The organism is Pseudomonas tehranensis (assembly GCF_014268615.1).
Classification (GTDB): domain Bacteria; phylum Pseudomonadota; class Gammaproteobacteria; order Pseudomonadales; family Pseudomonadaceae; genus Aquipseudomonas; species Aquipseudomonas tehranensis.
Window position 1 is genome coordinate 1 of the sequence record NZ_JABWQV010000138.1, and the last position, 12,580, is coordinate 12,580.

The window sequence follows — 12,580 nt, forward strand, 5'->3', positions numbered from 1 at the left end:
CGCTATCGCGAGCAGGCTCGCTCCCACAGAAACCTTGTGGTGAATACCGAATCTACGAACACCCGGGTCAGGCTGTCAGGGAATAGACCAGCGCGGTGATTGCCACCACCCCCACCAGCGTCACGAACACATTGGACGCCTGGCCGCGGTAACGGGCCATGGCCGGGACTTTCTGGATGGCGTACATCGGCATCAGGAACAGGATCGCCGCGATCACCGGGCCGCCCAGGGTTTCGATCATGCCCAGGATGCTGGGGTTAAGGGTGGCGACGATCCAGCACACCACCAGCATGAACGCCGCCGTCAGACGGTCCAGGGTCTTTGCCGCCGGACGTCGACCGCTCTTGACGATCAGGCCCTTGAGGCCTTCGCTGGCGCCAATGTAATGCCCCAGGAAGGATTTGGAGATCGCCACGAACGCAATCAACGGCGCAGCAAAAGCAATGGTCGGATTGCTGAAGTGGTTGGCCAGGTACGACAGGATCGACAGATTCTGCGCCTTGGCCTCGGCCAGTTGCGACGGGGAAAGCGTCAAAACACAACTGAACACAAAGAACAGCACCATCACCACCATCAGCACATGGGCGCGCGAGAGGATCTGCGAACTGCGCACCTCGGCGTTATCACCATGGCGACGCTTCTGATCCACCGCAAACGCCGAGATGATCGGCGAATGGTTGAACGAGAACACCATCACCGGAATCGCCAGCCACAAAGTATGCAGCAGTGCCGAAGGTTCAGGCAGTGTGGACGCAGTGGTCAGGATGCCACCGTTCCAGTGCGGGATCAGAAACACCGCCAGGAACAGCAACGCTACGATAAACGGATAGACCATCAGGCTCATGGCCTTGACGATTGCCTGCTCGCCGCATCGCACCACTGCCAGCAAACCCAGGATCAACACCAGCGACAGCACCACCCGAGGTGGCGGCTGGATATGCAATTGATGCGCAAGGAAACTGCCCACCGTATTGGTCAGCGCCACGCTGTAGATCAGCAGGATCGGAAAAATCGCAAAGAAGTACAGCAACGTGATCAGCGCACCGGCCTTGATACCGAAATGCTCCTCCACCACCTCAGTGATGTCCGCGCCGTCACGGCCGGACAACACGAAACGGGTCAGCCCCCGGTGGGCGTAGAACGTCATGGGAAACGCCAGCAACGCCAGGATCAACAGCGGCCAGAAACCGCCGAGGCCGGCGTTGATGGGTAAAAACAAAGTACCTGCACCGATGGCGGTGCCAAACAGGCCCAGCATCCAGGTGGTGTCATGGCGTCCCCATTGGCTGAGCGTCGTTGGGGCGGTCGTTTCAAAGCGTTCTTCGACGCCAGTGGCCTGATCATTCATCCGGTCGGATCTCCGTATTCCGGTCACATGCACCCGGCCGGGACGAGTCAGAAAACCCCGACAGGCAGCGCCCTGGCCGAAACAGGGGCGCGATTGTCCGGGATTAACGAGCAGAAGCAAAGACTTAGCTGAGGAGTGGTCGTGAAGGCGGCGCATCTGCCGCAAATAATGCTGGGGAATGAAGCCGCCGGCCTATCGCCGTTTTGCGCCAGCTCCTACACTCAGAACAGATGAAACAACTGCCCGCGCACGCTAAGCCATAATGCACAAAACCCTGTGGGAGCGAGCCTGCTCGCGATAGCGGTGGATCAGCCAGCCTTGGTATTGCCTGAGACACCGCTATCGCCAGCAGGCTCGCTCCCAACAGGGTTTCGTCAGTCCTATAGCCCACAGGAGCACAGCATGACCGCAACCGTTCTTGTCCTGGTTGAAACCGTCAACGAATACCTGCCGATTCTTGAGCGTCAGGGTTATCACTTGGAGTTGGCGCCAACGCCTGCCGAGCGCAAGACGGCGATTTACGAACATGGAGAACGGTTCAGCGCGGTACTGACCCGCGGCCCCCTGGGTCTGACGGCCGAGGAAATTGCCGCCCTGCCCAACCTGAAAATCATCTGCGTGATCGGCGCCGGCTACGAACAGGTGGACCTGCAGGCTGCCCACCAGCGCGGCATCGTGGTGACCAATGGCGCCGGGGTCAACGCGTCGTCGGTAGCCGACCATGCCATGGCGCTGTTACTGGCGTTGGTGCGCGACATCCCCTATTGCGATGCCGCCCTGCGCCGGGGCGAATGGCCCAGGAGTGCGCGTCCCTCCCTGGCCGGTAAGCGGCTGGGTGTGCTGGGCCTTGGCGCGGTGGGCATGGCGATCGCCAAGCGGGCCGCTCTGGGCTTTGACATGAGTGTCAGCTATCACAATCGCCGGGTACGCACTGACGTGCCCTACACCTTCTGCGCCACGCCCACGGAACTGGCGCGGGTCTCGGACTTCCTGATCGTCGCCACGCCAGGCGGCCTGGATACCCGGCAGTTGATCAACAAGCAGGCCCTCGATGCCCTTGGGCCAAAAGGGTTTCTGGTGAATGTCGCCCGGGCCAGTGTGGTGGCTACCGACGACCTGATCAGCGCCCTGGAGCAGCGACGAATCGCCGGCGCGGCCCTGGATGTGTTCGATCACGAGCCCGAGGTGCCGCAAGCGCTGAAGAACCTGCCCAACGTCGTCCTCACACCCCACGTGGCCGGTCTGTCGCCGGAAGCGACCCGCGCCATGGTAGAGCTGGTGGGCCAGAATCTGACCGCGTTCTTTTCCGGCAAACCGGTGCTGACGCCGGTGCGCTTGCCCGACTAGGAGCGTTAGAGAACGCCCAGTAGCGTCCACAGGCGCCTGGATTCGGCATCGGCACTGATCAGTTCGCCCAGCAGCTCGCTCAACGGTTTGTTGCCCCACTCCACGCCGCGCCGAATCAAATAGGGCACCGGGCTGTGGGGTTCGGTGCGAGCCAGGTAACCGGCGATGACCAGTAACTGGCGATAGGCTTCTTCGCGGCTGGCCGGCTCCTGAAAAACCTGGGCGACAGCGGCGCCCGCCTGCGCCGGGACAGTTTGCGGCGTCACCGGCGGTGGTGCTTGCGCCGGCATGACGGGGGGTTGCTGTGGGTTCATCGCAATGAACTCCTCTATCAATGTCAGCAAGGCCTGCATCACGTCCTGCAGGGCGGTATAGCCCGGGGCCTGATCGCCCAGGTAGGCATCACTCCAGCCTTGGAGCCGTTGCAGGTGCTGCAGACTCAGCATCAGGCTACCTTGGCGATGCAGCCAGAACGACAATGGCGTGGTGCGAATCAGTTCGCTGAGTTTTTTCTGGTCGTTGCGCGCCGCTTCTGCCGAGGCCTTGGCGTTTTTACTGTCGTTGACCAACACCTGCTGGCGCTGCAAGCGTTGCCAGTCGGCCAGGCAGAACCCGTCGAAATCAGGGTCTCGGCCATCGAACAAGGGCACCCGTGTCAGTAACACTTCGCTGTAGCGACGGGCCAGCCACTCCAGCGGAATCACCCGCCACGACGGGTCACCGTCATCGGCCCGGGGATACAACTGCTCGGGGTAGCGCTCACACAACCCCGCCACCAACGCCAGGCTGCCCGGCAATCCTTCCAGCCCCGTCAAGTGCAGCCAGGCCTCCCCCAGCCAGGCGCTGATCATCAAATCCTTGCTGCGCTCGAGCAACAGCGCAGTGGCGAGTCTTTCCAGTTCCGGCCATTGGGCGCGCTTGATCGAGGATTGCCACACACCCGTGGGCAGGCTGGTGTCGTCCTCCCGGCGCAACTGGCGCAACTGGTCGAACTCCGGTTCGTAGCGCAGATCCTGGCCACAGGGCGATTCGGCGCTGATCGGCTCAAGCAACCGCGGGATGAGTTCGGGCAACGGGGATATCGGCAAGCTCACAAACCCTCCTCGCGGGTGGCGATGGCGGGGCTCGATGAGCTCGCCATGAAAGGTGAACGGGGTGCCTGGGTCGGCAGCGGCGGGATCGACAGCGGCAGCTTCGAACCCTGGCTCATCAGCGACAGACGCAGGAACATCAAGGTCTGTTGCGCCGTGGTCGCCTGGGTCTGGGCCGTCACGGGCAGTTGCAAGGTCAGTGGGAAGTCGGTGTAGTCGGCATTCGGCTGGCGCTGGCTCGACACCAGTGAGCGCATCAGGCGCAACAACGACCACGGCCCCTGATACTCCCAGCCGGCTTCCAGGTCGCGCACCACCAGGTCGGGTTGCAAGGGGTCGTTGGCCGGACGCTGGTAACCGTTGCGGGCCCAACGCAAGGTCAAACTCACCGGCTGGCCGACCATCCAGCGCAGGTTCTGCCCGGTTTCACCCGGATAACTGATCTGTTGGTTGCCGGCGTTCAGTCCCCAGGCGATCACCTGATCCGCGCCGCGTTCCTGCTCGCGGTCGGTTCGCCAGCGCACGTCCATTTCCACGCCGAGCAGGCCGCTCTTGTCCCGCACGAACAGCGGCCCGAGCCAGGCACCAGCCTGTTTCAAACGGTTTAGAAAATCCTCCGCCGCCAGTCGCTCCGGCGTCCGGCTCAGCGCCAGCCCGGCCTGTGCCTGGGGCAGCCGCGTGTCGATCAGCTCCAGCAGGCGTTGGACCCGCGCCGGGTCGGCATCGCTGGCCCGCACATCCTGGGAGAACGGAAAGCGCCCGGCCAGGTACTGATTGAAGTAATCGGCCAGATCATTCCAGGCCATCGCCGCCTGGTTCTGTTGCAGATACAAGCACCGTTGCAAGGCGCTTTGTTGCAGGGTAACGGTGCGCACGGCCAGGTCGCCACGCCCGCCGGGCAAGCTGGACGTTTGCAGAATCTGCGCGCAGGACGTGGTGTCCATTTCGATAAAATCACGGCTTACCAATTGCTCCAGTTGGGCAGCCGCACTGGCCGGGTTCTGGTTTTTATACTTGAGCAGTTCGTCATTTAGCGCCATGAACCGGCTGACTTGATCGTGCTCCAGGGCCGATAGGTTGTCCTGCTGGACAATCAGCCATTCCAGTGCGGGCATGCGTTGCTCGGCGATTTGCAGCATGGCGCCGAACTGCTGGTTCAGGCTCAGCTTCAAGTCCTGAGGATCAGCGGCACCGTACAACTGCAAACCGAAGTTCTTCGAGCCGTCCCAGCGCTGGATATCGGTGCGTTGAGTAAACAGTGGCTGGGCGTCGATTTCGTTCAGGCCGCTCTGGATCTGCGCCAACGCACGGCGGTTGAGCAGGCGCTGAAAACGAATCGCCAGATCGCTGCGCTTCACATCCATGAAGGCTTTTTGCAGGGCAACGGCCTGGGAGGTCTGCACATTGAAACTCATGCCCGGTAGCGGTTGCTCGCTTTCATCCAGACTCAGCCACATGGCCCGCGCCGCCGCGCTTTCAGCGGCCTCCATCAGCGCCCCCCGATAATCCGGCGGGATGCGCGGCAGTTCTTCATTGGCGTAGCTCTGGTAGCTGGCGAAGTAGTTCAGGGCAACGCTGAAATCATCGCTGTCACCCCGCCCCATCGAGTCGGCGCTACTGTCCGACGGCGCCTTCTGCATGGCCAACGCCACGAAGTCACGCTTGAACAGCGCTTGCACCGCGTCGTCCAGCGCCGTGACATGCCCCTGCAGCACCAGCAAACCGCTGGCCTGCTGGACCAACAGATTGTCCCTGGAGCCGCTCTGGACGATCCACTGGTCTCGAAAGCTCTGCTGCAGTTTCGCCGCCTGACTCTCCAGATCCTGCTCAAGATCCGGCCCCAGCAGCGTGCTGTGGCCCACCTTGTCCAGCAACTGGGTGTAACCGGGCACCAGGTCCTGCCCCTTGCCTCGGCCCCAGGCCGAGTTGGTCAGGCTGACGAGCCTCTGCAGGTCATCGACCAACGCCATCAGCTCTTCAAGTTCACTCAAGGAATTGCCACTGCCCGCCTCAAGCCGTTGCAGATGCAGCTTCAGGTAACCGGCCTGGCGCACGAAGTTGTCCGCCAGAAAATAATGATCCAGCCAGCGCTGCATCAGACCCATGAAGTTATCGGCAATCAACGGACGCGCGGCGTTCAGGTCCAGGCCTTTCAGATCGGTATTCTGGGCATCGAACAGCACCCGATTGTAGAAGCGTGCCCGACTCAAGGTTCCGGTGTTGAGGTTCAGCGACAGGGCGTTATTGCTCAGTTGCACCAGTTCGTCCAACGGCGCCTTGGGGTTGTTCACTGCCTGGCTGAACATCTGATTGTGCTGTTCCAGACGCACCGCCCGGTCCACCAGATCCTTGGCCTTCACATAACTTTGCCATTGCGCCGGGTCTTCGCTTTCCACGTTGCCGCGCCGCTCGGTATTGCGCATGCCCTTGAGCTGTTCGAGGTCCCAGGCCAGCAGGTCACGCAACGGCAATATCCAATGATGGCGGGCGGTCATGCGCAACCCGTTGTCCAGTTGTGCGTCCACACCGGAGAACCACGAAGTTGGAAAAACCACCGAGACGAAACGCCAGCGTGGGGCCTTTTCCAGTACGTTCCAGTAGTTCTGCACGTTCTGTCGGGTCGGTTCCAGCTGCGGTTTGTCGGGATCGACCACCACATGGTTTTTGTGCGCGCTGAGGATCAACCGCGACAACCCCTCGGCTTGCTCGACAGAATCGCGCCAGACCCAGACCATGCTCGCCAGCCAGACCACCCCGACAACCAGCGCCACTCCACCGGCCAGTCGATGCCAGCGTTGGCGCAAACGCAGCAGGCGCGGGACTGGCTGGGCCAGGCCTCGCTCGGCCACCAGCCGGCGTGACCACAATTGCCGGGCGAACACCGTTTGACGCAACACACTGTCGCTGGCGGTCAACCCATCGCCAGTGACGGCCGGCGCCTGGCTGGCGGTGAAATACACGCCACGAAAACGTGGTGCCTCGCCTTGCGCATTGCCCTGGAAAACCGGTTCCAGCAGCAGTTGCATGGCGCGCCGCAACCCTTCGAAACGCTCCGGCAACCCATACAGATCGCTGCTCAACTGCCCCGACAACGCGCCGATCTCGATGATCGACTGGGACAATGCGGCGTTGACCTGATCCAACGCCTGATCGCTCCATTGCGATTGCCACGCCGCATCGGGCGAATATGGCGACGACCAGCCCAGCGTCGATTCCCGAGCCTGGGCGGGCAAGGCGCTGACCAGTTCCTGGAACCCCGGCAGTTCTTCCATCCCGGTGATCACCACGTACACCGGCAAGCTCAGACCGAACCGTTGCAAGAGGTCGATGAAACAACGCCGGACCTTGAGACTCAGCTCGGTCGTCTGTTCGATGTCATCGAGCTTGCTGAACGGGACAGTCCAGATCACCGCATCCAGTGGCCGTCTGCTGCGCAGGCGCAGAATCAGTCCCAACAGGCGCCACCAGTTGCCCCGCTGCATGTTCATGCCCTCATCGGGCAAAAACAGCGCCTGGGGCACCACCAGCACCGCGCCTTCAGCATCCGACCACCAGCGCCCGAACCACGCCGCCTTGTCTGTCGGCTGCAAGCGCCACTGGGCGCACAACTGCGTGCCATCGAACTCGTTGCCCAGCATCAGCAACCAGGGCATCTGGTAGCGGTCCCGAGTGCCTTGCTCCTGTTCCATGTGGCGCACCGCCCCATAGAAGCTGCGGATGGCCGCGCCGCCCTGGGTGCGCAGCCACCAGATCGCGGCCGCAATCAGCAGCACCGCAACCATCGCCAGCAACACCAGGGCGACGATGCTCAAGAGACTCATGAGTCCTGCTCCTGAACCACCGACTCGTTCAGTTGCAGCACCGGCTCAAGCTCCGACCGGATGTCACGCCAGAACACCTGTCCCAACCCGCTCAGAAACAACACCATCGCCAGGATCACCAGGCCCAGGCGCAAACCGTCCGGTAACGACTGCTGGGCCGGGACACGCACCGGTATGGCCGCCGCAGGCAGCGCCAGGCGCTCGCTGACATCGACATAATCGGGCTCGTGCTGCCAGGCGAACGTGAACAGCGCCAGACGCCATTTTTCGTGCTGGACCTGACCGGGCTCGCCACGCAATCGGCCCTGAAAACCGAGAATCAGGCACTGCAGGTACACATTGGCCAGGTCCCGGGTGCCGGGCATCTGTTCATCCAGCAATTTCTTGATGGCGGCCGGCAACCGTTCGCCGGCCTGGCGGCTGGAGTACATGCGCGACTCGAGGGGATGCTGCTGCCAGGCCAGTTGTCCCGGCCATGGGGTGAACAGCAAGGTCTCGTCCACCAGCGCCACGAACGCGTAGACCAGCGCCTTGACCTGCTCGGTCGCCGCATCGCCTACGGTGGCAAAGGCCACCCGCCACAACCGCTGGGCACTGCGACCGGAGAACTCCACCACCCGGCTGACCAAGACCGCTGGATCACTGTCCTTGGGCAAGTCCTGCCATTCCTGGGACCACTTCAGCCAGGCCTGACGAAACGCACTGCTCAGCGGCGCCTCATGCAGACTCCGAACCGCCCCGCCACTTCCGTCAGGCATACGACTCCCCTTTACGATCAGGCGCTTTCACCGGCTTGCGCGACAAACAACACCACTTGCCACGGACTGCTGGCCTGATGTGAGGCCGGCGCTACGATGTGCAACGGCAATTGCCCATCGAACCATTGCCCACTGGCGGCCACCACGAACAGCCGGGTGTCGTCCCCCACGCTGTAGGCCACTTGCTCGTTGCGACTCATGGCCTGATGGGGCAGACCGCTCATGCGCTGGCGACTCAACAACGGGATGTGCGGCGCCGACGCGATGATCGCCCCGCGCAACCACTCGGCCGCCGCCTGCTCACTGGCGCCGTTGGGCATACGCAGGCCGATCACCAGGCGCTGGTTCGGCTGGTCGTCGGGCAACTGGATCGAGAACACCTGGTCATCGCGCTCGAAGGCCAGGCTGCGATAGCCGGCGCGAACCAGCTCCAGGGTATTTTCCAGCCAGTCCAGCAGCGGTTCATAGCCGCGTTGCAACTCAAGAAAATCCAATGGCGCGAAGGCCGGGACACCGGCCAGCGGATCGAGCGCCGACCAGCTACCGGCCAACCCCAACAACAGGCCATGCAATGCCTGAGGCGTCGCCACCCGGGTGTTCAGCGCGCCTTCGACTTCCGGCAGTCGCGCCCACAACGCCGTCAATTGGCGGCGAATCTCCATTGCATCGTCCTGGTTGCCGGCCGCCTGGGCCTGACGCAGGCGCCCGGCCAGGAACAGGCACTTCTCCCGTGCCCTGGCACACAACCCGGCCACTCGCCGACCAAGAATCGATTCCGGCAACAGGATCGGCGTCGGCGGTGTGTAGGGCACTCGCAGAAATCCTCCGCCTTCCTTGCGGATGCGCAACAGTGGCAGGCAGATCGAGTCGGCCTTGCTCAGTTGCGTGCACAGCCGAGGGTTCGGCCGCCACACCGTGATGGACTCGGGGAACTCGCCGCTGGTGAGGTCCGGCAAGGCGTCACCCACGACCGATTGCAGGCGTCCCTTGAGCGGTAGCAATTGCCCGGCGCGCCAGAGCGGACTGATGGCCAGGTACACGGTCACCGTCGCGTCGTCGGTCTTGTCCACCGCCTCGGTGATGTCCAGCTCCAGGGTCGGCCCGACCCCAGCCTGCACGTTGACCGGCAACCCGTCCGGCAAGGTGCCCTGCAGTTGCAACAGCCGGACCTGGCCGGCGCTGAGAGCCGAAGGGTCGACTTCCAACTGGCTGACACCCCAGAACCATGGGTTGCAGGCGCCGGCAAAATGCGCGGCCAAGGCCTCGGCGCGCAGCCCTTGCAATTGGAAGTGCTGGGGCAGCAACTGCATGCCCTCGTGCCAGCAAACCGCGTCAGGTAACAGACTCATACGACTCCCTTCGACATCCCAATGACGCCGCCCCAGGGCGGCCCGCGGTCACTCAAGGCTGACTGGCAAGTTGGCCATCGTTCACCAGGGTCATCTCACGACTTTCGAACTTCAGCCAGGCCTTGCGCTGATCGTCCAGCCGAAGCCGGTGGGCTCCGGGAGTGTTATAGCTGGCGAAGACCAAAAGTCCAGCGGCCCGCCGGCCCTCCAATGGGAAGGGTTGGCGGTCGATGAATTGCCCCGGCACCAGCTCCAGGCCCCACACCGACATGAGTTGACGATAGTCGCGCTGGAACTGTTCGCGCTCGGCAAACCACTGGCGTGCGCTGATACCCGACAGCTGCTTGAGCAGATCCGGGTCGTTCACGGCGACAAAATCCACCGCGATGGGGGTGTCGTCATTGGCGCGCGGCGCGACATCCAGGGTCAGGCTGTCCAGGTCCACGCTGGGGGCAAATAGCGAGCAACCGGTAAGCGCGAGGCTCAAAAAAAATCCGGAAAAAAAGACACGCAAAATGAATCTTCCTTTTCTCAGCGGTCAAAAATTGTTTTTGCTTGCTTTTTTATAGACCTGTTCTAGCGTCTTGGGTAGTTCGACGCATACAGTCGAATGCACCAGGTTCGTCAAGGGAATGACAGGTCTACTGCCCTCCATTTGCAACCTGCGGATCAGCAAGGGAATGCGATGAGCGGGCCCCCCGATGCATTGCTTCCTACATGCATCGGAGTCGGCCGCCATGGCAGAAAGTACCCAGCACAAGCTCGACAGAGTCCGTCCCCCCCGCGTCCAGATCACCTATGACGTGGAAATCGGCAATGCCATCGAAAAGAAAGAATTGCCACTGGTGGTCGGCATTCTGGCCGACCTCTCGGGCAAACCACTGGACCCACTGCCCAAGCTCAACGAGCGGCGTTTCACGGAAATCGATCGCGACAATTTCAACGAGGTACTCGCCTCCATCTCGCCTCGCGCCACCCTTCAGGTGAACAACACCCTCAGCGGTGACGACAGCAAGCTCAACATCGAACTCAACTTCCGCCACATCGACGACTTCGACCCGGTCAAGGTCGTAGAACAGGTCACGCCCCTGCGCCGATTGTTCGAAGCGCGCCAGCGCCTGCGCGACCTGCTGACCAAACTTGACGGCAACGACGACCTGGACAAGCTGCTGCGCGACGTGATCGCCAACACCGAAGGCCTGCAAGAGATCAAGTCAGCCCGCCCTCAGGATGCGCAAGACCTGCCGACCGAAGCCGCCAACGATGACCCAGCCCCGGCCGAACCACAGGCCTGATCGCGCTCATCACTCAAGGGAGATAAAGCCATGCCTGCTTCATCCAGCGCTCAAACCAGCGAGAGCACGACCCAGACCCTGTCCCTGCTGGACAAGATCATCGCCGAAGGCCGCATGGCCCACGACGACAGTCAGCAGGACTACGCCCGCGACATGCTGGCTGAATTCGCCACCCAGGTCCTCGACGAAGGCATGGCCATCGACAAGGACACCGTGGCCATGATCAACGACCGCATCAGCCAGATCGATCAGTTGATCAGCGCCCAGCTCAACGAAGTGCTGCACCACCCCGAACTGCAAAAACTCGAAGCCTCCTGGCGCGGCCTGCACCTGCTGGTGCAAAACACCGAAACCAGCACGCGGCTTAAATTGCGCTTGCTCAACGTGACCCAGAAAGAACTGCAGAACGATCTGGAAAAAGCCGTCGAGTTTGACCAGAGCGCGCTGTTCAAGAAGATCTACGAGGAAGAATACGGCACCTTCGGCGGGCATCCGTTCAGCCTGCTGGTGGGCGACTACACGTTTGGTCGCCACCCCCAGGACATCGGCTTGCTGGAAAAACTGTCGAACGTCGCCGCCGCCGCGCACGCACCGTTCATTGCCGCCGCCAGCCCCCGGTTGTTCGACATGACCAGTTTCACCGAACTGGCCGTGCCCCGTGACCTGTCGAAGATTTTCGAAAGCCAGGAGCTAATCAAGTGGCGCTCGTTCCGCGAAAGCGAAGACTCGCGCTACGTGTCCCTGGTGCTGCCGCACTTTCTGCTGCGCCTGCCCTACGGCCCGGACACCCTGCCGGTGGAAGGCATCAACTACGTCGAAGACGTCAACGGCACCGACCACAGCAAATACCTGTGGGGCAACGCCGCCTGGGCGTTGTCGCAACGCATCACCGAAGCCTTCGCCAAATATGGCTGGTGTGCGGCGATTCGCGGGGCCGAAGGCGGTGGCGCGGTAGAAGGCCTGCCGGCCCATACCTTTCGCACCAGCTCAGGCGACCTGTCGCTCAAATGCCCGACCGAAGTGGCGATCACCGACCGTCGCGAAAAAGAACTCAACGACCTGGGCTTCATTTCCCTGTGTCACAAGAAAAACAGTGACGTGGCAGTGTTCTTCGGCGGCCAGACCACCAACAAGGCCAAGCTCTACAACACCAACGAGGCCAACGCCAACGCGCGAATCTCGGCGATGTTGCCGTATGTGCTCGCCGCCTCGCGTTTCGCCCATTACCTGAAGGTCATCATGCGCGACAAGGTCGGCAGCTTCATGACCCGCGACAACGTGCAGACCTACCTCAATAACTGGATCGCCGACTACGTGCTGATCAACGACAACGCGCCGCAAGAGATCAAGGCGCAGTACCCGTTGCGCGAGGCGCGGGTGGACGTCACGGAAGTGGCGGGCAAGCCGGGGGCCTACAAGGCCACGGTGTTCCTGCGCCCGCACTTCCAACTTGAGGAACTGACCGCCTCGATCCGCCTGGTGGCGACCCTGCCGCCGCCGGTAGCTGCCTGATTGCTCGTGGCTATGTGGCTATGTGGCTATGTGGCGAGGGAGCTTGCTCCCGCTGGGGC

At 62.3% G+C, this 12,580-nt stretch carries 9 protein-coding genes; 3 read left to right on the forward strand and 6 right to left on the reverse strand.

Annotated features, from left to right (window positions below):
- Positions 1-67: 67 nt before the first annotated feature.
- Positions 68-1,348, reverse strand: coding sequence for a serine/threonine transporter (locus HU811_RS18120; RefSeq protein ID WP_186657317.1), 1,281 nt, complete (start codon positions 1,346-1,348; stop codon positions 68-70).
- Positions 1,349-1,750: 402 nt separating this feature from the next.
- Between HU811_RS18120 and HU811_RS18125 the strand changes: the two genes are divergently transcribed.
- Positions 1,751-2,695, forward strand: coding sequence for a 2-hydroxyacid dehydrogenase (locus HU811_RS18125; protein ID WP_186657318.1), 945 nt, complete (start codon positions 1,751-1,753; stop codon positions 2,693-2,695).
- 5 nt (positions 2,696-2,700) lie between these two features.
- Here HU811_RS18125 and tssA read toward each other — a convergent pair whose 3' ends face one another.
- The 5 genes from tssA to HU811_RS18150 are packed head-to-tail and all read right to left on the reverse strand — an operon-like array spanning position 2,701 to position 10,228.
- Positions 2,701-3,789, reverse strand: a complete 1,089-nt coding sequence (gene tssA, locus HU811_RS18130; RefSeq protein ID WP_186657319.1) for a type VI secretion system protein TssA — start codon at positions 3,787-3,789, stop codon at positions 2,701-2,703.
- Positions 3,786-7,607 carry a type VI secretion system protein gene (locus HU811_RS18135; RefSeq protein WP_186657320.1) on the reverse strand — a complete coding sequence of 1,274 codons (3,822 nt, stop codon included), beginning with the start codon at positions 7,605-7,607 and terminating at the stop codon, positions 3,786-3,788. Before HU811_RS18135 ends, tssA begins: the two co-directional genes overlap by 4 nt.
- Entirely contained in the window at positions 7,604-8,365 is a 762-nt protein-coding gene (locus tag HU811_RS18140) for a DotU family type IV/VI secretion system protein (protein WP_186657322.1), read from the reverse strand. The genes HU811_RS18135 and HU811_RS18140 overlap by 4 nt, the downstream gene beginning before the upstream one ends.
- 17 nt (positions 8,366-8,382) lie before the next feature.
- Positions 8,383-9,714, reverse strand: coding sequence for a type VI secretion system baseplate subunit TssK (gene tssK / locus HU811_RS18145; protein WP_186657324.1), 1,332 nt, complete (start codon positions 9,712-9,714; stop codon positions 8,383-8,385).
- Positions 9,715-9,766: 52 nt separating this feature from the next.
- Positions 9,767-10,228 (reverse strand): type VI secretion protein, encoded by a 462-nt coding sequence (locus tag HU811_RS18150; protein ID WP_092396837.1) that lies wholly within the window; start codon positions 10,226-10,228, stop codon positions 9,767-9,769.
- A gap of 223 nt (positions 10,229-10,451) precedes the next feature.
- Between HU811_RS18150 and tssB the strand changes: the two genes are divergently transcribed.
- Positions 10,452-11,009 (forward strand): type VI secretion system contractile sheath small subunit, encoded by a 558-nt coding sequence (gene tssB / locus HU811_RS18155; protein ID WP_047225738.1) that lies wholly within the window; start codon positions 10,452-10,454, stop codon positions 11,007-11,009.
- 30 nt (positions 11,010-11,039) lie between these two features.
- Positions 11,040-12,521, forward strand: a complete 1,482-nt coding sequence (tssC, locus tag HU811_RS18160; protein ID WP_053145385.1) for a type VI secretion system contractile sheath large subunit — start codon at positions 11,040-11,042, stop codon at positions 12,519-12,521.
- The last annotated feature ends 59 nt before the right edge of the window (positions 12,522-12,580 follow it).